The 23600-nt window shown below is 45.4% G+C and carries 11 protein-coding genes; 1 reads left to right on the forward strand and 10 read right to left on the reverse strand.

The genetic code is table 11. The annotated features are described in order from the left end of the window. A partial coding sequence (locus tag QUA53_RS10960; protein WP_333248845.1) for an IS630 family transposase occupies nucleotides 1–540 on the forward strand: 540 nt, incomplete at its 5' end. A 35-nt stretch (nucleotides 541–575) separates the two neighbouring features. Here the strand turns inward: QUA53_RS10960 and QUA53_RS10965 are convergent. From QUA53_RS10965 to QUA53_RS11010, 10 genes are all read right to left on the reverse strand, one after another. Further along, a complete protein-coding gene (locus QUA53_RS10965; protein WP_333097174.1) occupies nucleotides 576–2849 on the reverse strand; it encodes an FdhF/YdeP family oxidoreductase in 2274 nt (757 codons plus the stop codon). Between the two features lie 215 nt (nucleotides 2850–3064). Then, on the reverse strand, nucleotides 3065–8272 hold the full coding sequence (locus QUA53_RS10970) for an nSTAND1 domain-containing NTPase (RefSeq protein ID WP_333097172.1): 5208 nt from the start codon (nucleotides 8270–8272) through the stop codon (nucleotides 3065–3067). 512 nt (nucleotides 8273–8784) lie between these two features. Then, nucleotides 8785–9144: a hypothetical protein gene (locus QUA53_RS10975; protein WP_333097170.1), complete on the reverse strand. Its 360-nt coding sequence runs from the start codon at nucleotides 9142–9144 to the stop codon at nucleotides 8785–8787. A gap of 595 nt (nucleotides 9145–9739) precedes the next feature. Continuing rightward, nucleotides 9740–10432: a response regulator transcription factor gene (locus QUA53_RS10980; RefSeq protein WP_333038110.1), complete on the reverse strand. Its 693-nt coding sequence runs from the start codon at nucleotides 10430–10432 to the stop codon at nucleotides 9740–9742. A 205-nt stretch (nucleotides 10433–10637) separates the two neighbouring features. Continuing rightward, a complete protein-coding gene (map, locus tag QUA53_RS10985; RefSeq protein ID WP_333097168.1) occupies nucleotides 10638–11465 on the reverse strand; it encodes a type I methionyl aminopeptidase in 828 nt (275 codons plus the stop codon). Nucleotides 11466–11606: 141 nt separating this feature from the next. Next, a complete protein-coding gene (locus QUA53_RS10990; protein ID WP_333097166.1) occupies nucleotides 11607–13673 on the reverse strand; it encodes a response regulator in 2067 nt (688 codons plus the stop codon). 7 nt (nucleotides 13674–13680) lie between these two features. Next, on the reverse strand, nucleotides 13681–14406 hold the full coding sequence (locus tag QUA53_RS10995) for a chemotaxis protein CheB (protein ID WP_333161786.1): 726 nt from the start codon (nucleotides 14404–14406) through the stop codon (nucleotides 13681–13683). Continuing rightward, nucleotides 14360–15187, reverse strand: coding sequence for a protein-glutamate O-methyltransferase CheR (locus QUA53_RS11000; RefSeq protein WP_333097163.1), 828 nt, complete (start codon nucleotides 15185–15187; stop codon nucleotides 14360–14362). The genes QUA53_RS10995 and QUA53_RS11000 overlap by 47 nt, the downstream gene beginning before the upstream one ends. 117 nt (nucleotides 15188–15304) lie before the next feature. Further along, nucleotides 15305–21121: a HAMP domain-containing protein gene (locus tag QUA53_RS11005; RefSeq protein ID WP_333097161.1), complete on the reverse strand. Its 5817-nt coding sequence runs from the start codon at nucleotides 21119–21121 to the stop codon at nucleotides 15305–15307. Between the two features lie 292 nt (nucleotides 21122–21413). After that, a complete protein-coding gene (locus QUA53_RS11010) occupies nucleotides 21414–23486 on the reverse strand; it encodes an FAD-dependent oxidoreductase (RefSeq protein WP_333097159.1) in 2073 nt (690 codons plus the stop codon). Nucleotides 23487–23600 lie beyond the last annotated feature (114 nt).

The following is a 23600-nucleotide window of genomic DNA, read 5'->3' on the forward strand; positions in this document are numbered from 1 at the left end:
AACCCTTCAAGCGACGTAGAAGTCTGGTCAATGGACGAACATAGGCTCGGATTGAAACCTGTTTTGAGGCCCGAATGGGTGGATGAGTTTAGTAATGCCACCGCTGTTGTTAATTGGCGGTTTCAATGGTTGTGGTTATATGGTTTTGTGCATCCGAGTTCAGGAGAAACATATTGGTGGATACTGCCATTTGTCAACAGCCAGCTTTTCGAGCGAGTTTTAGAAGATTTTGCCAGACATTGGAAAGTAGGACCGAAAAAAAGAGTCGTTTTAGTCGTAGACGGAGCCGGATGGCATTTAAGTGAAAGCGTGAAAATTCCCGACGGCATACATTTGTATTGTCTGCCTTCACACTCGCCGGAACTCCAACCAGCAGAAAGACTGTGGCCACTGACAAATGAACCGATAGCCAATCGCTGTTTTAAAAACTTAGATGAATTAGAAGCAGTTTTATTTGAGCGATGTCGAAAACTGTTAAATCTCAAACAGTTAATCAGTGGTTTGACTCATTTCTATTGGTGGCCGGAGGCAAAAGCTTAATCATGGTTAATCGACCGGACATGATATAAGATATTCTATACTTCCGCGTATACAAAAGCAGGTACGCGCTTGTAAGCAGGCGTGCCCGATCGCTTTTCAATCTCCGGGTGAAAAATCACATTCACTTCAGGATAAAACATCAAAGCAGCACCCTCACGAACCGCCCCATAAATCACCTCGACATTTTCCATTTTCCCCACATTGCCCTGCACCGTAACCCGCTGATGTTCTCGAAAACCCGTGCTTTCTGCATCTGCACGATTCATCAAAATGCAGTTGCGGTGCGGCATTCCCCGGTACTTGTCATCAATTTTGTAAACCACAGTATTGTGCTGAGAATAGCTGCGTCCCGTCATCAATGCCACAACAATACCCTGTGTTGATTCCGATCCTCCAAACTCTTTCGCTTCCGGTAATCTCAGCTTAGGTAAAGGCGCGACAAACATCTTCGCTTTCCCAGACTCTGTAGGAAATTTAGGTTCTGTAAAAATGCGACCGCCGATCGTGAATTCCTCTTTTGTTTCATCAATTGTTGCCATCTTTTCATAACCAGGAATGGTTTTAGCAATCAATTGCCGAACGTATTTTGTATCTTGAAGTCTGCGCCAATCAACAGGGAAATCACCGTGAATTCTGCTTGCTAATTCTGTCAAAAAATGCACTTCAGGAATCAAATCAGAATTTGTGAGATGAGTTTCACCCTCATCATTTAAACGCACAAAATTATTCCCTGATTCCACCGTTGTTTTATGGGGATTTTCAAATCGATTCAGTACAGGAATCACAATTGTATTGTATTTTGCCAAGCCGCTAAAATGTCCTAAGTTCGGTTTAGTTGCAAGGTAAATAATAGTTTCAACATTGGCTAAAGCGCGTTTTGCCTGATTAGAATCTGGATTTGCCCCGTACAAGTTGCCGCCCAGACAGATCAGCGTATCGACTTTGCCTGCATCTGCTGCTTCAATGAGCGATCGAGTTTCGTAACCCTTAACAGAACTGAGGGGACGATCTAACAGTTTTTCTAAAGCTTGTTGAATTTCTTTTTTCAGCTTCACAGTGACGCCCATAGAGCCGAATCCTTGGACGTTTGAGTGTCCTCTGACTGGCATTAATCCCGCCCCTTCTTTGCCGACATTTCCTGTCATTAAGGCAGTGTTGGCGATGCTAAAAACATTATCTACGCCGTTATCGTGTTGGGTAATTCCCATCGCCCAACCGAATACAACCCGCTTTGAAGTGCCGATGATTTTGGCTGCTGCCTCAATTTCTGCTTGGGAAACTCCGCAGGTTTTAGTAATAGATTCCCAATCGGTTTCGCGGGCGTGCTGGACTACTGCTTCCCAGCCTTCAGTATAGGCTTGCAAATATTTTTCGTCCAGCAACCCTTGTTCGATTATAGACTTTTGAATGCCGACAAATAGCGCCGTATCGCTGCCCGGAATTGGTTGCAAGTATAAGGAGGAAATATCGGAACCGGGGATGAGCGACTTGACGGGAAATGCCGGAGAACCAAACTTGACTAATCCAATTTCCATCACCGGATTGATTACAATGATTTTACCGCCTTTGTCGCGAATTTTAATTAATTCGTTCATGAAGCGGGGATGGTTGTAGGCAGAATTCGCACCCGCGAGCACGACGCAATCTGCTTGCTTTAAGTTTTCTAGACTCACTATCGAGGTGCGAGTGGCAAACATTTCGCTTAAGCCAGTTGTCGAGGGAGCGTGGCAGAGATCGGAACAATCTGCTAAGTTATTGGAACCCATCGCTCTAATCATCAATTGCAGCAGAAAAGCCGCTTCGTTGGAAGAGCGGCCGGAACTGTAAGATGCTACTCGTTCCGGGGTTTTGCGAAAAGCAGCTTCGGCAATTTGATAAACTTCTTCCCAAGAAATGCGATCGTAATGAGATGAACCAGCCCGCAAAATCATCGGAAAACTCAGCCTTCCCAACCTATCGGCTTCCATTGAAGTTAATTGCTGAAGTTCTGCAATACTCTTCTTTTCAAAAAATTGAGTTGAGATAGCGGGCTTGATTTCAGCGGAGATTGCTTCGACGCTTTTCATGCAGCGCTGAAGTTTTTCGCCCTCTTCATTTGTAAACCCTCCTTTCTGCCCGCCTGTGCCCCAAGAACAGGACAAACAAGCACTTTTGTGCAGCAAAGTTTTCCAAAGTTTCGGCCCTTCTGGGGACAATGTATGTTCTGCCCAATATTCTATTACGGGCAAACCGCCACCTATCTCTGGTGTTTCCTCGTTTGTCTCGTTGAATGGCGGGATTGGTTGGACATTTTGGGAGTTGACATCCATGCGGTTTACCTTTTGTTGGAATTGCGGATTAATGCGGCGGGCGAACCGCCAAATGAGTTCAGTTTATTACGGAAATTTTAGCGCAAAGTTAAAGCCAAAAACACCAGTCAACAGATAGATACTGTAATCTAAATTAAACTCTAGGTTAGCAGTCATGAAGAGAATTCCTTCTTCATCGGCAGAGAGAGAAATGAATTCCTCACTACAAACAAGGTTTACTTCCTCTTATTTAACGCCTGCTTCCCAAACCCAAGACACAGCAGCCGATCGCCCTCAGCAACATTCGGGTCATTCTGCAAATAATCTCCCAACCACTCGCAACTCCGAGCAATGATATTATTTAGTTCCAAATTCTCCACAGGCAACAGAATTACAGTCCTATCCCTACTAGCAAAAGCCAGAGTTTTGCTGTCCGAACTAAAAGTAACGCTCAACACCCGATCGCTCGATTCTAACGTCTTAGATAGCAGCGCCTTCTTGCCGTCAAAATTCCACACCTTAACAGTATTTCCCCCACTCGCCGCCGCAATCAACTTGCCGTCGGGACTAAAACTCACGCTTTCTACAGTATCGCTGTGGTCGAGTTTTTCAGTTAAATTTGCTACCTTTCCATCAAACCCCCACAAGTAAACTTTTTTGTCAGCACAAGCAGCAGCAATAGTCTTACCGTCGGGACTGAAACTAACATTTTTAACGCTGTCCCGGTGGTCTAGAGTTTTCATAATTTTGGCAGAGGAACCGTTAAATTTCCACAGGTAAACTCTCTTTTCTCCGGTAATTTCAAAAGCCTTTTTCTTCCCGCTTGCCTTGTCCTCAGAAGCGGTAGCAGTAGCAATAGTTTTGCCGTCGGGACTGAAGCTAACGCTAATTACTGGATTGGTGTGATCGAGTTTTGCAAACAAAGTTGCTTTAGAACCGTTCCAGCGCCAGAGGTACAATTTGCGGTCGGCACTTGCGGCGGCAATTATCTTTCCGTCTGGACTAAAAATCACGCTTTTAACAATGCCGCTGTGGCTGAGAGTATCTAATAGTTTGCCGTTTAAACTCCAGACTTTCACTGTTTTGTCGTCGCTCGCCGAAGCAACAGTTTTATCATCAGGCGAAATGCTCACCCAGGTAACAGAATCCTTGTGACCTTCTAAAATTTTGAATAAACTGCCGTCATCCCGCCAAAGTCTCACGGTTTTGTCCCCGCTAGCAGAAGCAATTGTTTTGCTATCAGCGCTAAAACTGACTTTGTAAACCCAGTCTCCGTGTCCCGATAAAATCTTATTCAGCGGAGTGCTGTCCGGTTTCCAAATTTTCACTATTTTGTCTTTACTTGCGGAAGCAATAGTGCCGTCCCCGCTGAAACTTACGCCCCTTACATCGTCTTGATGTCCTCGAAAAGTATTGAGCAAAGTGCCGCTGCGACTCCAAACTTTCACCGTATCGTCTGCACTGCCGGTGACGATTTTTTCGCCATCGCGACTGAAACTCGCGCTGACAACTTCATCGTTGTGTCCTTTGAGAGTTCTGATTTCCTCACCATTTCGATTCCAAATTTTGGCTGTGGTGTCGGCACTTGCCGAGACGAGTTCTCGACTATTGGGACTGAACTTAACGCTGTAAACAATTCCAGAATGATTGGTTAATGTTTTGGGATTAATTTTAAATTTCTGGGTTTTACTTTCTCGGTTCCAAAGTTTGACAGTTTTGTCAACACTTGCGGAGGCAATTGTTTGGCCGTCGGGACTGAAACTGACGCCGAGCACCCAGTCTTTGTGTCCGGTTAAGGTTTGCAGCAATTTTTTATTCGCCAGGTTCCAGATTTTCACGGTGTTGTCGTGACTGGCGGAAGCTAGGGTTTTGCCGTCAGGACTGAAACTGACGCTGGTGACGATATCGCGGTGGCCGGATAAAATGCCGTGAAGCGAAGCTATCCCGTAGGGAATCGCACTTTTGTCGTTATCTACTTGCCAAATTCTAATTGTGCGATCGGCACAACCAGTAGCGATCGTTTTCCCATCGGGACTAAAACTAACACTCGTGACGCTATCCGGGTGATTGAAAGTTTTTAATAACTTACCTTCTTTGGTCCACAATTTAACAGTTTTGTCAGCACTTGCCGAAGCAACTGAATTGCCGTCGGGACTGACACTCACATCCAAAACAAACTTGCTGTGCTGCTCGAAACGGTTGCGTTCTTGCACCCCGGAAACTGCTTGTCTGAGTCTTTCAGCAATTTGATTTTTAGTGTCCACAGGCAGCGCTGTACTTTTCTGAGAATCACGGCCGATTTTGATACTATTTCCCAACACTCCTAATTGATTTTTTTCATTAGAAAGCACTAAAGCTTCCGATGCCGAATTTAGGGCATCTGTCCGACTTTTTTCTGCTTCTTGCCGCGCGCTTTCTGCTAGTTTCGCTTGCTCGAATGCCATCGCCGAAACACCTCCGAGTACAAGCACTCCTAGAACCGCCGCCCGCAATTGCCATCTCCGAGTTTGGTAAAGTTGAGCTTCCGCTTGGTACTGTTTGTCTCTAGCTTCCGACAGCAAAGCATCTTGCTCTCTGTCTTTGCGAATTTGTTCAATTTCATCTCGGTTAATTTGATTTTGCTTTCGCAGTTCCTCAAATTCTGCCTTTTGATCTAATTCTTGCTGCTGGCGAATGAAGCTAACTAAATAATCGTGAACGAGCTGATAAAGCTCAGCAGGCAGTTCCGTCCATCGAAAAACTAAACCAGAGCTTACTAACAGCTCTAAGACTAAATCTAATTTGTCTGCTTCGGCAAAAGTAGCCAAATTGGAGGCTAATTCAGCGCGGGTTTTTAGGGGACGTATCTCCTCTTCATCTGTTAGAAAATACAAAACTCGGCGGGCGGCCACTTCATTTTCCGGACCGCAATCTTTGATAACTTCTTCAAGAAACCTTTCGACTAATTTTTGTTGCGGATTGTTTCCTAGTTCCTGATATTGAGTTAAAGTTCTAATGTCCTCTTGTTGCAGTTGAGCGCCGACAAGTTGTAGTTCGATCGGGCGGACTTCTCCCAATTCTCCAGCTAGATCTTTGACTAATTCTTCGATCAGATCCGGTTCTAAGTAAAACTGCGCTCGTTCAGTTAATGTGCGAATTACCGATCGCGCATCGACCAGCGAAAAATTTCCCAAATAAAACAGAATATTTTTGCTGAGAATGTCCTCCAAAATATCATTGTTAACGAATCCTGTCTGGTTTTTGGGTCGGGAAAATTCTAGCAAATAGTGCAGGTAATCTTCCCGCAAACACAGGACGACTTTTAAATATTTTATTTTCAAGCATTCCCGCAAAAAATCAAAAAATATTTGTCTTTCCGCTGGCTCTTTCCACACGAAAAAAAATTCTTCAAATTGGTCAAATATCAGAACTGTCACTAAATGTTCGGAATTTATTTGCAGCTCGTTGAGAATATTTTCGTATTCGATCGCCTGTTGTTGTATGATTAATTCTACTGGCTGTGACTGCTCCGTTTTATCCTCATTATTCCCAGTCGAGCCACCCTGAAACCCCGAAATAAGATTTCCCTGGACTGAGCTTGGTTCTACGGTCAAATCTACCGGAAAAATTTCTGGTACTGCTTCGGCAATTTCCGGATCGAATATTTCAGCTTTCCCAGCAGATAGCTGTCTGGTCAATTCCCGCGGCCAGTTGTTATAAACTTGCAGCACTACGGGCAAAACAGTCCGCATTTCTATTTTTTTTTGTTTGAGAGCTGGTACTAATCCTCCCGTGACTATTGAACTTTTGCCAACTCCAGACTGACCGTAAATTACTGTCAGTTTGTCGGGGGTATTGTTCATCCTATATATCAAGCGGTTGAGGTCTTGCTCTCTGCCGGAAGCTGTAATTTCGTCAGCAATAGTAGCCGCGTTTGCAACAGTTTCGGCGACGGAATTAACCGCTTCTCTGTGCGGCTGCAATTTTCCGGCTCCAATAAAAGCTCGGAACCGATACGTGTGTTCCACCGCTCGGTAATCTTGCTTAATTTGAAATGCTTCGAGATATTCTCCCCGCTGAAAATATAGAGATCGCAGCATTTCTAAAACCCGCAAATACAGTTGCGGGTTGTAGCAAGGTTCGGTTTCTAAGCGAGCAAGCTCTAAATGTGCGATCGCCTCCTGCACCTCACCCAACTGACTCTGAGCCTCTGCTAAAATTAACAGATATAAGCCTAGATGCTGCGACTTTACAGGGGTTCCCTGTCCCGTAGCTTCTAAATTTGAGTTGAGAACGTCTAGAGCGATTAAACCCCATTCTTTCGCCCCTTTCCAGTTTTTTTGCTCTAAGGCTACTCTAGCCAAAAAGCCGTAATCTTGAGCCAAATTAACTGCTAAATTTTTCATATTTTCATGTAACCTCCGAGCTTTGATAGCTAAATTCCAGAGTGCATCCCAATCTTCTAAATGCTGCAATACTTCGCCAAGTTGATTGATGAATATACCAACGGCATCCGGCCGTCCCGCCCGTTCTAAAATATCTATACATTCCTGAAAATAATTTTTCGCCTCCGTCCAGTAAGGACGGTTGCCGCTGCGGTGTTGTTCTGCTTGGAAGCGGTAACAAAGACCGATGTGGAATAGGATAATTCCCTCTAGCACTGGTGCAGGGTGAACGGTAAATAACAAATTGCTAAATTCTGTTTTGGACCCAAGAAATGCTACTTGATGCTTCCAAAAGTTGAGACTTTTTTGATACAATTCCAGAGCAGCCGGGATACGGTGACAAGCATATTCGTGCCGACCGCGAATAAATTGCAAACTCGCTTCAATAGCTGGTTCTAACCTGATATTGCAAGTTTGCAAGTCTTGGCTAGCCGACTCTAATTCAGTCAAAGAATTGGCTCCGAGAATGGCAGAATTACTTAAACGCCAATTGCCGCTTTCTAAAATGTTGGAGAAAAGGCGATCGGCACTTTTGCCCAGGAATTCCACCAAGTCGTCGGGGCCAATCACAAATTCAACACTTGTCGTCCAAGTTTCGATATCTGTTACTAACCGAATTAGTTTTTTTAATATTTTGTCTGTCACCCACAGCACCACCGGGAAGGGAAAATTATTCCGAAATTCTTCCCTCACGTAGTTGGTAGAAGTTAGCACCCGATCGATCGCACTTACCGATTCCAATCCAAACACCATTAAAGCTGGCGGATGGCTGCAGGAAAGTTTGGTTTCTATCGTCGTGTAAAGAGTTTTAACAGATGACGGCAGGACAATTTCTCGAATCTCGATCCCCGACTCCTCCCGCAATTGCCGTACAATTTCCTCTCTCATCGCACTGTAATTGCACCGCACCAAAATCAGCGAAAATTGCCCCTGAGACATTCTCAGAGTCCGGGTGAGAGTTTGCAGCGAACTTGTGTTTTGCTGTGCTGCGGTGTCTTGCTGGCAGTGCGAATTAAGCATAATTAATATTGGAAAGATTTTCTCAGGATAGGTGCTGTCAACTGTCGAAAAAAGGGAGTTCGGTAACGGATTGATTAACGGATGTAACGGATGGCAGTTCGGCAACGGATTTTTTAACGGATGTAACGGATGGAACTAATCGACGACAGGGGAAGTGCAATTAAGAACTTCCTCACCGTTTTAGCGGCTGCTCCAAGTTTACTTTTACCCGTTTTTACGTTGGCAAATCACTGCGAAGAACCCTAGGATTAATTTTATTTTTGCTCTTGTGGGTGATTTCCAATCACTGGCAACTATCAATTAGTTAAGTTTATTTCGGCCTGCATACTTATTATGTTAACCGATCGCATTAAAGCATACCCAAAAAAATACATACTCTGTTATTCGCATATTCCCAGCAAAATCAACCGGATTTTACTTAAATCTTGATCGTTGCTCAAATTCTACCCAGCAAAAGAGTCTTTGTTTGCATGGCTCCGAGCCATCGCCCAAATTGCACAAATCCGATTCAGTTATTCGCATATCGCTGAAATCCGGCATTCCTTGCTTGACTGACCCCTTGCAGCACTGAGATAAACGATGGGCGGTGGCTCATCAATTACAGCTTGAAGATTTTTTGTCATAAATTTACTAATCTCCATATCTAAAGTAGCTGCAAAATCAGGTTCATCCCAATCCTCGCTTTCTTCAATGCTGATTGTTGTTGGGATCCCAATATCAACATCTAGCTCATCGCCAAAATCCGAAACTTTCTTAATTGGATCTATTTTCTGACCGGGATCGGCGGCTAAAGCTTGAGTTGTATTGGCTATTAGTACGATCGGCAGTGCTACTATGGCACTTATTGTTTGTCGCGCCGTGATTTTCCTCATGGTATCCTCCTGATATAAACTAAACTTTGGTGCTGCTATACATTCAACATCCGCCGCTACTTTAGAGCGCTGTGAGTCGATTTTAGATTTTAGATTTTAGATTTACTCCATAGATGAATCTGAGAGCTTGAACTAGGGTCTAAAATTGTGGGCTACTTACCTCTGTGACAGTTCACAAGTATCCGTTTTTGAGCAGAGTCATTAATTAATAGTGGCTTGTTTTTCCACAGGATCTAACCTTATCTGTGACTTTTCGCGGCAAGTTTGCTTAACTGAGCATATCCGGTCAACTGTTTGCGTTTCTATTTACTACGTGAAAACTCTTAAACAGTCAGGTTTTCCCGTTAAGTAATTCTCCAGCCTTTGCGAGTGTTCATCTCAGACTCAAAGCAAAGTGGGTGAGAAGTTCGATCGCACACCAGTTTTCGCACTCCCGCGCTGCCACCAGCAAGCTGATGTGCCCTACCACAGTCGCCGGATATCTGTCAATACTTATATCTTAACATTTCTACGTTTTTGGATGATTTTCGTTACCAGGCTCTTCCTGGTAACGCCACTCGACGAGGCAGAGCCTCCAGCCAAGTCGAAAGGGGTCCTATTTCGTCAAGCCGTGTTCGAGAGCGAAGCGAACCAACTCAGTACGGCTGTTAGTACCCGTCTTGCTGAACAAACGGCTGACGTACTTTTCCACATTACGCACGCTAGTTTCCAAGCGGCGGGCAATTTCCTTATTCATCAAACCTTGAGCAACCAAATCCAAGACACTTTGTTCTCGCGGAGTCAAATCAATTTTAATCGGCGAAGGACTTTGGGCGATCGAACTCCGCCCACTCAGCAAAGACTCAATTCTCGCCATTTGGCTTGTCAAAGCAGCAATATCTGGACTTTCAGCATTTTCGCTCGTCTCCTTAGCAGCCGCGCGGCGGGCCAGCAAATTGGTTACTATTGCTACTAATTCGTCGGGATCGAAGGGCTTAGAAAGATAAGCATCGCAGCCTGCTTGATAGCCTTGAATACGATCGCTCGTCATCCCCTTAGCCGTCAAAAACACCACAGGCAAAGCCTTATAGCGAGGATCTTCCCGCACTTGCTTGAGAAATTGATAACCGTCCACCTGGGGCATCATAATATCTGAAATCACCAAATCGGGATTGTACTGCTGCAAAAGTTCCCAGCCGTCGCGAGCATTACTGGCAACCTCAACCGCAAAATCGCTATCTTCCAAATAAGCTTGTACTGCTTCCCGCAAGCCCGGTTCATCATCTACCAATAATAATCGTGCTGACATAGTTGTTACCTTTACGCTTTACCACTATTTTTTAATTTAGCCGCATTTAAGTCTTATTGTCACTCCATCCCTCGAAGGAAGTTAAAAACTTGTTGTCCAACTCAAGAGCTTTGAGTTAGGTTTTGATCTAAGGATTAAAAAGTGTTTAAATCTTTAATTCAAAACTCGAAACTCAAAACTCAAAATTATTGTTGAACCCTTCCACTTAAACTTTTGAACGATCTGTCAAAATTTCATAACCAGTTTCCGTCACCAACACAGTATGCTCAAACTGAGCAGACATAGCATTGTCAACCGTTACAGCAGTCCACTTGTCAGAAAGCGTCCGAGTGTACTTAGAACCGGCATTCAGAATTGGTTCGATCGCCAATGTCATGCCGGCTCGTAATTTCACGTTCGGCATTTCCCGCGTGCGGAAATTGAAAACCGACGGTTCCTCGTGCAAATTTCGCCCGACACCGTGGCCGGTAAACTCCTCAACGACGCTAAAACCGTTGCTTTTGACATAATCTTCGATCGCGCCAGCCAGATCGAGCAAATAAGCTCCAGCCTTCACTTGTTCGATGCCTTTGTAGAGAGCTTCTTCTGCAACTCGGATTAATTTTGCCGATTCGGGAGTCACTTCCACAACTGCGATCGTAATGCAAGAATCGCCGTGAAAACCTTGATAATATGCCCCAGTATCTACCTTAAGAACATCTCCTGCCCGAATTACTTTTTTGGGACTAGGTATGCCGTGAACAACTTCGTTATTAATGCTAGAGCAAATCGATCCCGTGAAACCGTGATAGCCTTTAAAGCTGGGAGTTGCACCCATTTCACGGATGCGTCTTTCGGCATAAGCATCCAAATCAGCAGTAGTCATTCCCGGTTTTACCATTAGGGAAATTTCTTTGAGTACCGTTGCAACGATTTTCCCTGCCTGTCGCATAATTTCGATTTCGCGTTCCGACTTAATTTCAATGCCTCGACGCTGTTTTTTGACTTGTGGTGCTTGAGTTGGACCAGAAAGCAGACTGCTAAAAATATTCATGTATTGATTGGCGGGTAATTTTGTACTTTGACGGCAGGTTGAAGCAAAAAACGGCAAATATCCAGTTTTTTGTGGAAAAACGAATGTCTTGTTCCGAACTGTCGATCGCTTGTCCTTTAAGCTAGCTTAATATTTTTCTCACTAATCGGCACGGGATTGGGGGGTCAACAAAGCGGTTTTAACCGCCGAGTCTGTCGGTTCAGGATTTCCGAGCATTCCTGTCAGGTTAGCAATTGCGGCAATTAACTTAGTTATGTCAACTGGTTTAGATAAGTGCACCTGGAAACCCGCTTCCAGCGCTTGCTTGCGCTCTTCCTCTCTGGCGTAGGCCGTCAGGGCGATCGCAGGCATCTTTCCACCCCTGAGCACTTCCATTTCTCTCACGCGCGCGATCAACTCATAGCCGTCTGCTTGCGGCATTCCAATGTCGCTCAGCAGCAGATCCGGCCAATAACTCTCCAGTGCAGCTACAGCCCCGGCCACCGATGCCGCCGATCGCACGATAGCTCCTTCGTCCTCGAGTAAAGCAATCAAAAACTCCCGCGTGTCATCGTCATCATCCACCACCAGCAATTGCAAATTAGTCAGAGTGGGGAGAATCTCTGTCGCGTCATTGAGCGGCGACCAAGCATCCCCTGCACCTTGGGTCTTCCTTTGTGCCACAGGTAAAGCCACCGTAAATTTCGCACCCGCGCCCGGATTATTCTCTGCATACACCTTACCGCCGTGCAGTTCCACCAAGTGACGGACGATCGCCAATCCCAGGCCCAAACCTCCGTAAGACCTAGTTGTGCTGCTATCAGCTTGGCGGAAGCGATCGAAAACATAAGGCAAAAAATCAGGAGCGATACCAATGCCGCTATCAATTATCTCAATTTGAGCCTCATCGCCAACTGACTCTAACCGCACCTCTACTTTACCCTGTTGGGGACTAAACTTAATCGCATTTGAAAGCAAATTCCACACAATTTGCTGCAAGCGATCGAAATCGCCGATAACTTCACCTACATTTGGACTGCACGTTAATTCTAGGACTATTGATTTTTCCTCAGCTAGGGGCTGCAAGGAATCTATTGCCAAGTTGATCGCAGATTCTAACCGAATCGGATGCTTATTTAAATTTAGTTTCCCGCGCAGAATCCGCGAAACATCTAAAATATCTTCAATGAGTTGAGATTGAGATTTAGCATTACGCTCAATTGTTTCTAGGGCTTTCTCTATAGTATCTTGGTCAAATGTTTTGGTACGAAGCAGCCTAGACCAGCCGAGAATTGCATTTAAAGGAGTACGGAGCTCGTGAGAGAGAATAGCTAGAAATTCATCCTTCATCTGATTAGCTCTCTCAGCTTCTTGTCGCGCCACTTGTTCGCGGATTAGTCTGCCGCGTTCTTCCTCTGCTTGCTTGCGGTCTGTGACATCTCTAACCGTACCCACGTGACCGATCAATTTTCCCAAATCCGAAAACATTGGCGACGACTGCACGTGAATCCAACGCACAGTTTCGCTACCAGCTAATCGAAACTCGTTAGAATATTCCTGGCTTTGTTTAATCCAAGCTAACCAATCTGCTACTACGCGATCGCGATCTTCTGGATGAACTTCCCGCTGCCAAACCTCTGCCAAACTTTCCTCCAATGTTAACCCGCAAATCGCTTGACAACGCGGGTTGATGTAAGTACACCGGCCTTCAACGTCAGCTAAGTAAATTCCCAGGGGTGAACAAGCACACAAAGTGCGAAACCGCTCTTCACTTTTACTTAGTTCACTATTAACAGCAGCTAACTGTGTTGCTTGCTGTCTCACCTCGACTGTTTTTTGGAACAATTCCACAAATACCTGCACCTTCGAGGTCAATATTTCCGGTTCTAAGGGTTTGAACAGGTAATCCACCGCACCCAGAGAATAACCTTTAAACACGTGGGTGTCATTACTGCTGAATGCTGTGATAAAAATAATCGGAGTCGCTCGCGATCGATCTCTAGAGCGAATCAAGGTTGCTGTCTCAAATCCATCCATTCCCGGCATCTGCACATCAAGCAAAATTACTGCAAAATCTTCATTAAGCAGACATCTCAGAGCCTCCGCGCCCGAACTAGCTTGTACTAGATGATAAGAGGGACTGTTGAGGATAGCTTCTAGAGCTACCAAATTTTCTGGGCGATCGTCAACTAAAAGGACATTTACTCGATGGGGGGACTGCAGATTCATAATTTTTTTAATCTTTCATTCTTAGCAAATTGACTAAACAGGGAGCGATTTTAGAGAGGGGTAAAATCCAGTCTACTTTAACATTTGCGATCGCCGACGCTGGCATGGTCGGGCATAGAGCTGAAGCCGGTTCCTCCACGAATGTCAATCCTCCCTCAGCTTTAATTTTTGCCAGCCCTTTACTGCCATCCGAATTAGCTCCCGTTAAAATTATGCCGATAACTTTCTCCCCAAAGGCATCCGCAGCCGACTCAAACAGCACATCGATTGAGGGCCGCGCGTAGCAGACAGGAGCCTCAGTTGATAGTGCAAATTTAGGAGTTCCGCGATTGCGGATTGGGGAGTTTGAATTATGGATTGACTCCACTGCCACGCTCCCCCATTCTGTAAATTCGTTTTCATACAGGATAAACTCCTCGTCAGAGGGCGATTCTATTAGCAAGTGATAGTCAGCAGGAGCCAAGTAAACCCGTCCAGGTACGATCTCCTCTTTGTCTTGGGCCTCTGTGACTTGGAGAGAGCTTTGCTTTTGTAAAAAATAAGTAAGCCTATTCTGAGAACTCTTATGGCGGTGTTGGACAATAACTACAGGCAAAGGAAAGCTTTGTGGCAAATCTGCCAGCAGAAGAGTCAGAGCCTCTAGCCCTCCCAAAGACGTGCCCACAACCACTATTTCAAAATTTTTTTTATTTAATCCTCCGGTAGAGTTTATCACTACTTTCAATGGGTTCATAGTATTTTTCATAAGGTGTAAAAGTCAGAGACTCCTGATGTCCTAGTCCTAAAACTCCAAACATTCCCAGGCTCTCATAAAAAAGCTTGTGTACCCGCTCTTGGAGGTGTGAATTGAAATAAATCATCACATTACGGCATAAAATAACATTAAATTCATTAAAAGAATTATCCGTTGCTAGGTTGTGGTGAGCAAAGACAATATTATCTTTAAGTGAAGAGCGAAAAATCGCATTTTCATAGGCAGCAGTGTAATACTCAGAAAACGCTTTCTTGCCCCCCGCTTGGTGGTATAGTTGCGTATATTCTTGCATTTGTTTCAGCGGGAATATCCCTGTTTTGGCTGTTTTCAAAACTAATTCATTCATGTCCGTAGCGTAAATACGACAACGGTCATACAGTCCTTCTTCTTGCAGCAAGATTGCCATAGAATAGACTTCTTCTCCCGTTGAGCATCCAGCGTGCCAAATCCGAATAAAAGGATAAGTACGCAACAGCGGCACCACTTTATTTCTGAAACTAATGTAAAAACTGGGATCGCGAAACATCGCCGTTACATTGACAGAAATGTCTAGGAGTAAACGATCTAAGTAAGCAGGATTGTGAAGTACCTTTTCCTGAAGTGCAGAGACAGTGGTGAGCCGTTCCGAGCGAATAGTGTTCCAAATACGGCGCTTGAGAGAGGCAAAAGCATAATTGCGAAAATCAAATCCGTAATAGCGAAACATTCCCTCTAGTAGGAGTTGAATTTCGATTGTTTCAAGTTCATGGCTTTCGGGCATTTTTAATGACTAATTGGTTATTGGGCATTTTTGACTGTTAACTGCTGACTGTTGACTGCTGACTAATGACAACTAACAACTGCCAACAGTCAACTTCCAAGTGAACAACTGACTTCATTATCGATAAAGCCAGACACGCAGCAGCGAGAGCAACTGTTCCGTATCAACAGGTTTGGTAATGTAGTCAGACGCACCAGCTTCGATACATTTTTCCCGATCGCCCTTCATCGCTTTCGCAGTCAGAGCAATCATTGGCAACGAAGCAAATTGAGGCATATTACGAATTGCTTGCATGGTTTCGTAACCGTCCATCTCTGGCATCATCACGTCCATCAACACAATATTTATCTCAGGCGTATTTTGCAATTTAGCAATGCCCTCTCTGCCATTCTCAGCATACACAACTTCCATTTTATGGCGCTCCAGCATACTTGTGAGGGCGAAAATATTCCGCATATCGTCGTCAACAATCAAGACTGTTTTGCCCGCCAGCGTCGAATCTGTTTGATACAATTGCTCTAGCATTTGGCGCTTTGGTTCGGGCAAATTTGCTTGCACTCGGTGCAAAAACAAAGCTGTTTCATCTAACAGGCGCTCAGGCGACCGCACATCTTTAACAATGATTGTTTCCGCCATGCGCTTGAGTTGAGTTTCTTCGGATCTTGTCAACTCTTTGCCCGTATAAATAATAAGTGGCAGACTTTTCAAAGTAGCCTCTTGCTTGATCTGCTCTATCAGTTCAAAACCAGTCATATCTGGTAGTCCCAAATCGAGTACAACGCAGTCAAAATGCCCCGATTTCAAAATTTCTAGCGCCTCTGCACCACTCCCCACAGCCGTGGTAGAAACATCGTGATTACCGATTAAATCCACAATACCTAGACGCTGTGTTTCGTCGTCTTCCACGACTAGCAAATTCTTCACTGGTCGCTCCACAAACCCCTTAATATCAGTCAAAGCTTTGCTCAATGCTTCGCGACTGACAGGCTTTTGTAAGTAAGCGATCGCCCCTAACTGCAAACTGCGCTGCCGCCCTTCTTCAACTGATACAATGTGAACCGGAATGTGGCGCGTACTTGGGTCGTGCTTCAAGCGATCGAGCACTGTCCAGCCATCCATCACAGGCAAATTTAGATCCAGCATAATCGCAGTTGGCTTGAACTCTCGAGCCATCGCCAAACCGATATCGCTCCGCAAAGCCACCAAACCTTTAAAACCCTGTTCCTGCGCCATATCCAGCAGAATCCGAGCAAAGTTTACATCATCTTCAATAATCAACAGCACGCGATCGTCACTCTCAATATTTTCTCGATCATCAAAGATTAAAGGTGAGGGGTAAGGTGCGATCGGCAAGTGGAAATTCGGCAAAGGAAGTGCGGGAGAATTAGCAGGGGGTAATTGAGGCGTTTGCTTGCCCGTTCCCGAACCCGTATCATTCATTATGCGCGATTCTTGGTAAGTTTGTGGCAGATAAAGCGTGAACTTACTACCCTCACCAGGATGACTTGTCAATTTAATTTCTCCACCTAACAAATTAGCGATTTCTCTACTAATTGACAAACCCAAACCCGTGCCCCCGTATTTGCGGCTAGTGCTACCATCTGCTTGTTGAAAAGCCTCAAAAATAACCCTGTGTTTTTCAGCAGAAATCCCTATCCCGGTATCGCTAACTGAGAAAGCCAAAACAGTAGGGGAACTCCTTAAACTTTCTATCTCTAAACTCCACCCTTCCCGCACTACTTCGGCACGCAATTTCACCTCCCCTCGCTCTGTAAACTTAAACGCATTAGAGAGGAGATTCTTCAAAACTTGTTGCAGCCGTTTAGCATCAGTATAGAGACCTTTTGGCAACCCAGCCTCAAGCTCTATTTTAAAACTCAACTTCTTATCCTGGGCGATTTGGCGGAAAGTCCGATCCAAATGATCTCGCAAGTCCGTAAACAACACTTGCTCAATTTCCACCGACATCGTGCCCGATTCAATCTTAGCGAGATCCAAGATGTCATTAATCAGCCCCAGCAAATCATTTCCCGCGGAGTAAATTGTGCGCGTGTATTCAACTTGCTTCAGAGTCAAATTGCCTTCAGTATTGTCAGAAAGCAATCGAGCCAGAATCAACAGCGAATTTAGCGGAGTTCGCAACTCGTGAGACATATTTGCCAGAAACTCCGACTTATACTTAGAAGTTAGAGCCAACTGTTCTGCTCTTTCTTCCAACAACCCCCTCGCCTGTTCGATATCTCGGTTTTTCCGCTCCACTTCCTTATTTTGCAGCGCTAGCAATTCAGCTTGTTCTTCTAGTTCTTCATTCGTTTGTTGCAACTCTTCCTGCTGACTCTTTAACAGTTCCTCAGATGCGCGGAGTGACTGCGCTTGTTGTTCAAGACGCTTGTTAGTTTCCGTTAGTTCTTTTTGCTGAGTTTGTAACTCTTCGGCCAAAGACTGTGACTGTTTCAGCAACTCTTCAGTCCGCATACTCGCCGCAATTGTATTTAAGACAATGGCGATACTTTCTGTAAGTTGGTCGAGGAATGTCAAGTGTATTTCGCTGAATCGGCGGAACGAAGCTAACTCGATTACTGCCGTCACTTGTCCCTCAAATAATACGGGTAAAACCACCACATTCAGCGGCGTAGATTCTCCCAGTCCCGATCCAATTTTAACGTAGTTTTCCGGCACTTCGGTCAACAGTATCCGTTCTTTTTCCAGGGCGCACTGTCCTACCAAACCTTCGCCTAAATGGAATCTATTTCCTAACTGTTTGCGTTCGCGGTATGCGTAGGTACTTAACAGTTTGAGAAACGGATCGTGTTCGACAGATTCCATCATAAAGAAGACGCCATGCTGAGCAGAAACCAGCGGCGTCAATTCTGAGAGAATTAGTTTAGAAACAGTTTCTAAATCCCGCTGACCTTGTAGCATTCGAGTAAACTTAGCAAGGTTTGTTTTCAGCCAATCTTGCTCAGTATTTTTCTGTGTAGTCTCCCGGAGATTGGCGATCATCTGGTTAATGTTGTCCTTAACGATCGCAACTTCTCCTTCCGTGGCGACGGAAATTGACCTCGTTAAATCGCCTCGGGTAACAGCAATTGCCACTTCGGCGATCGCCCGCAACTGAGTAGTCAAATTTGCCGCCAATTCATTCACATTATCCGTCAAATCTCGCCAGGTTCCCGCCGCGCCCGGAACCTTCGCCTGGCCGCCCAATTTCCCTTCAATTCCCACCTCCCGCGCCACAGTAGTAACTTGATCGGCAAACGTCGCGAGCGTATCAATCATCTCATTAATCGTATCTGCCAGAGTCGCAATTTCTCCCTTAGCTTCCAGCATTAATTTGCGCTTCAAATCGCCATTCGCCACCGCCGTCACAACCTTAGCAATACCCCGCACTTGCGCTGTCAAATTCCCCGCCATCGAGTTTACATTGTCCGTTAAATCTTTCCAAGTTCCCGCAACTCCTTTCACCTCAGCTTGACCGCCCAATTTACCCTCAGTTCCCACCTCCCGCGCCACCCGCGTTACCTCAGAAGCGAAGGAATTAAGCTGATCCACCATCACGTTAATAGTGTCTTTCAACTCCAGAATTTCGCCTTTAACATCGACGGTGATTTTCTTAGACAAATCGCCATTTGCCACAGCTTTCGTCACTTCCGCAATATTCCGCACTTGCGCCGTCAAATTCCCCGCCATCAAGTTAACATTATCGGTTAAATCTTTCCACGTTCCCCCTACACCCCGCACGTAAGCTTGCACACCTAATTTACCTTCCGTTCCTACTTCCCTAGCAACTCTGGTTACTTCAGATGCGAAGGAACTCAACTGATCCACCATGATGTTAATCGTGTTTTTCAGTTCGAGAATTTCGCCTTTAACATCTACTGTAATTTTTTTGGATAAATCGCCATTTGCCACCGCCGTTGTCACTTCGGCAATGTTACGCACTTGTGCTGTTAAATTCCCCGCCATCGAGTTAACTGAATCCGTTAAATCTTTCCAAGTTCCCGCAACTCCTTTAACTTCAGCTTGCACGCCTAATTTCCCTTCCGTTCCCACTTCCCTCGCAACCCTAGTTACTTCCGAAGCGAAGGAATTTAACTGATCCACCATCGTGTTGACGGTGTTTTTTAACTCCAGAATTTCACCCTTAACATCTACAGTAATTTTCTTCGACAAGTCGCCATTTGCCACCGCAGTAGTAACAGCCGCAATATTCCGTACTTGCTCTGTCAAACTACCCGCCATAAAATTAACTGAATCCGTTAAATCCTTCCAAGTTCCTGCTACGCCTCGGACATCCGCTTGACCGCCGAGTTTACCTTCGGAACCCACTTCCCTAGCAACCCTGGTTACTTCAGATGCAAAGGAATTAAGCTGATCCACCATCACGTTAATGGTGTTTTTCAGTTCTAAAATTTCGCCTTTAACCTGTACCGTAATTTTTTTAGATAAATCACCGTTAGCAACAGCAGTCGTCACCTCAGCAATGTTGCGGACTTGTGCTGTTAAATTCCCGGCCATTGAGTTAACTGAATCCGTTAAATCTTTCCAGGTTCCTGCTACTTCCTGCACTTCAGCTTGCACGCCTAATTTCCCTTCCGTTCCCACTTCCCTAGCAACCCTGGTTACTTCAGATGCGAAGGAATTTAACTGGTCTACCATCGTGTTGACGGTATTTTTGAGTTCGAGAATTTCCCCTTTAACATCTACGGTAATTTTCTTAGATAAATCGCCCTTGGCCACAGCGGTTGTCACTTCAGCGATGTTCCGCACTTGTGCTGTCAAACTGCCTGCCATGAAGTTAACGCTATCCGTTAAATCCTTCCAAGTTCCGGCAACTCCTTTAACTTCTGCTTGACCGCCGAGTTTGCCTTCGGAACCCACTTCTCTTGCCACCCGCGTTACTTCAGAAGCGAAGGAATTTAACTGATCAACCATGATGTTAATCGTGTTTTTTAACTCCAGAATTTCACCTTTAACATCTACTGTAATTTTTTTAGATAAGTCACCATTTGCCACAGCCGTCGTCACGTCGGCAATGTTCCGTACTTGTGCGGTAAGATTGCCAGCCATTGAATTAACTGAATCCGTTAAATCTTTCCAGGTTCCTGCAACTCCCCGCACTTCAGCTTGCACCCCTAATTTGCCTTCGGTTCCTACTTCTCTCGCCACCCGCGTTACTTCAGATGCGAAGGAACTCAACTGATCCACCATGATGTTAATCGTGTTTTTCAGTTCGAGAATTTCACCTTTTACATCTACTGTAATTTTTTTGGATAAATCGCCATTTGCCACCGCCGTTGTCACTTCGGCAATGTTACGCACTTGTGCTGTTAAATTCCCTGCCATCGAGTTAACTGAATCCGTTAAATCTTTCCAGGTTCCGGCAACTCCTTTAACTTCAGCTTGCACGCCTAATTTCCCTTCGGTTCCTACTTCCCTAGCCACCCGCGTTACTTCCGACGCAAAGGAACTCAACTGGTCAACCATTGTGTTAACAATTTGCGCTGTTTGGAGGAATTCTCCTTTGAGGGGTCTGTCTTCTATTTCTAAGGCGATAGTTTGCGATAAATCTCCTTTTGCTACGGCCCGAATTACTCTGGCGGTTTCAGAGGTTGGTTGCACTAAATCTGTAATTAGGGTATTGACAGAGTTTACGCTAGCTGCCCATGACCCCTCGGCGCTGCCGATGGTGGCCCGCTGGGCGATTTTGCCTTCTTTACCGACAACTGTGCCGATCCGCTCGAGTTCGGCCGCCATTCTCTCATTGAGATCGATAATGTCGTTAAGTTCGTCAGCAATTTTCCCCGCTAGACCCGTCTGGTCTATGGGCATCCGAACTGAAAAGTCCCCTTTTTTGACTGCTACTAAGGTTCTGAGTAACTGTTTGGCATAAGCATTATTGGAATTGGGGCTTGTTATCTGTGCAGTTGACATGACCGTTACCTTTGACGAGTTTGAAGGGGAAGCGGGGAATATTTTTGAGATTATTGATATTATCCGACTAAAGCAGTGTCTGATTGCTTCTGTCGAAAGATGGATGACAAATAGCTGATAAACAGCTATTTTGTTATTGGTTATTTTATACTGGTTCGCAGGCTCTTCTTGGTAACCAGTTAATTGTCGGGTGTCAGGAACAAGCCCGAAAGCCTGTTCCACCCTGTTCTACAAAGAGTGAATTTTATTGTAGGGCGGGCAGGATGCCAGCGCTACAGATTACCAACTGCGATTATTTCCAATTTTGCCACGAACTATTGAAAATAGAAGTACCCGGAAAGGCGATCGGATTGGCATTTTGTTGCAATCGCAACTGCAACACTTCTAAGTTTGGCTCGCGGGACGGCAATTCGTCCACTAATTCATAAGGTAGAATCCCCTTTTCCAAGGAAAAAGCAGCCGTAACTCCCGCCGCGGCACCTGCAGACCATTCAAAAGAATGCACTCGATAAGCAGCGGCCGCTGTGTGGCTAACAGCAATACTTTTACCTGCCACTAACATATTGTCAATTTTCTGGGGAATCATTGCCCGCAGCGGAATTTGGAAGGGATAAGCTTGCCCTTGAGCTTTGCGAGTACCTTCCCGTTCGGTATTTCCCGGTGCTTCCGGCGGACTGTTGGTCATGCAGGGGTGAAAGTCGATCGCATAATGACCGATACCCACAGAATCAGGATAAATCGTAGCGCGCGATCGCGATTTTGTATCCTCAACAGATTGACTTCCCACAGCCAAAGCAGGCGCATTCAAACCACCCACAGCCAACCACAAATTGCGATACTCTTCCTCAGACAAATTTTGGCGGTAAAAATCAGCCGTAAAGTCAGTGCGAGACATATCAACTTCCCACACCGTAAAACCTTGAGGCTGATTGAAACTCGGCCGCCCAATAATGCGCCGGCCCTCCCGCATATAAGGATATTTAGAAAGTCCGTGTACTGTCCCCATCGGCGAATCCAACCCGCTCAAAAAACGATTGTTTGGATTAGGCTTTTTGACTCCTTCTCCTAGCTGCGAGTCAGTAGTTCCTGTTACCAGCCAGTAGAAAAATCCTTTGGCATTTTCCTCTCCCTTTCGCAAAGTTTCCGTTCGCAAACCGCCCATCCATCCCCCCGGTTGCAGTTGACCTGCTTCTTCCAACTGCTCGCGAGAATAAATTAAATTATCCTGGGCAGAACCGGGACGATAGTCATTGCCCCAAGTCCAGTTTTGCATCGAAATATCCCCCGGATAAATCGGAAATTGCTTCGGGTCTGAAGGTCGCTTTTGATCCGGTCTCATGCTCCTGATTTGGCGGTAGGTGAAAACTAAGTGAAAGCTCGCCAATCTCTGCAATTCGTAGCTGTAGTAAGGAGCGTATTGTTGATAAAAAGACGGCACTTGATGCTGCTGCGGTTCCTTCGTTGCCTGCATCGCAAAGGTGTAGGTAAAACCTTGAGTGCAGTAAGGATCGCCGGTTGCGCTGGGGGAAGAAGGTTCGAGAGGGGAACGCGGGTCAATTCCGAGGCGGTAGGGAACATCGGCAAGTCCGATCAATTCGCCTGTTTCAGTGGCATCTACAACGTACCAATCAGCACCTTTAGGTTGAGAATTTGACTGGTTAGGTGGTTTAGGAATAAACCGAATAATAGTTTTGTTAAATCTCGGAGAATTTTCGTAGCGATAGGCTTCTTCGATAGTTTGAGAAAGAGTTTCGGTGTTGAGTGATGGCGTGTTGGTGGCGGGTTTGTGTTGAATGGCGATCGCACTTTTAATTTGTTGGCCCCCAACCGCATTCCCCGGCACAGCAGGAGTAATTGCTAGTTCTTTAATAACCGTATTGGGAAACCATTTCAGCGTGCCTTTGCCTTTTCTAGCTGCATCCTGCAAGATGTTAAATAGAATTTTGTGACCGTCGTAGGGCATGAAACACGAATAGCTAACCCAACAGCCTCCGGGATTTAGCCGGCCGTAATGTTCCTCGATCCGCCCCCGCAATTCGAGGTAGCCACGGGGGTAAAATAAGAGCGATCGCTGAGTCTCTCTTTCATCGAGTGCGGAAGTTCCCTGGGAGGAAATTTGACCGCCTACCCAGTCAGTAATTTCAGTAAGGCAAACTGTGCGCCCCGCCAGTAAACCTTCGTAAGCGGTAGCAGCGCCTGCGAGCCCGCCGCCTGCTACTAGAATGTCGCAAGTTTCTGCATTGTCTGGATTGCGCGGAGGTGCGGCAAATACTGGCGAAATGCTCCCAATCGCGGAAATGATGCCGAGGGTGAGGCTAAGGATCGATCGACTTTTGAGCAAAAATAGATAGTGTCTAAGTTTCATCAGAGATTGTGGAATTAATTTTGACATAGCACGAAAAACACTCATGCCATCTAAATGTTTATTTTGCAGTATACTGGTATTTCGCGGTGTTGTCAGGGAAAACTTTTTTAGATA

It is taken from the genome of Microcoleus sp. Pol12B3 (assembly GCF_036701355.1).
Classification (GTDB): Bacteria; Cyanobacteriota; Cyanobacteriia; order Cyanobacteriales; family Microcoleaceae; genus Microcoleus.

What these genes read in the sequence shown, in the direction of transcription:
- QUA53_RS10965 (WP_333097174.1), bottom strand. Translation starts at nt 2,849, where the DNA reads ATGGATGTCAACTCCCAAAATGTCCAACCAATCCCGCCATTCAACGAG.
- QUA53_RS10970 (WP_333097172.1), bottom strand. Translation starts at nt 8,272, where the DNA reads ATGCTTAATTCGCACTGCCAGCAAGACACCGCAGCACAGCAAAACACA.
- QUA53_RS10975 (WP_333097170.1), bottom strand. Translation starts at nt 9,144, where the DNA reads ATGAGGAAAATCACGGCGCGACAAACAATAAGTGCCATAGTAGCACTG.
- QUA53_RS10980 (WP_333038110.1), bottom strand. Translation starts at nt 10,432, where the DNA reads ATGTCAGCACGATTATTATTGGTAGATGATGAACCGGGCTTGCGGGAA.
- map (WP_333097168.1), bottom strand. Translation starts at nt 11,465, where the DNA reads ATGAATATTTTTAGCAGTCTGCTTTCTGGTCCAACTCAAGCACCACAA.
- QUA53_RS10990 (WP_333097166.1), bottom strand. Translation starts at nt 13,673, where the DNA reads ATGAATCTGCAGTCCCCCCATCGAGTAAATGTCCTTTTAGTTGACGAT.
- QUA53_RS10995 (WP_333161786.1), bottom strand. Translation starts at nt 14,406, where the DNA reads ATGAACCCATTGAAAGTAGTGATAAACTCTACCGGAGGATTAAATAAA.
- QUA53_RS11000 (WP_333097163.1), bottom strand. Translation starts at nt 15,187, where the DNA reads ATGCCCGAAAGCCATGAACTTGAAACAATCGAAATTCAACTCCTACTA.
- QUA53_RS11005 (WP_333097161.1), bottom strand. Translation starts at nt 21,121, where the DNA reads ATGTCAACTGCACAGATAACAAGCCCCAATTCCAATAATGCTTATGCC.
- QUA53_RS11010 (WP_333097159.1), bottom strand. Translation starts at nt 23,486, where the DNA reads ATGAAACTTAGACACTATCTATTTTTGCTCAAAAGTCGATCGATCCTT.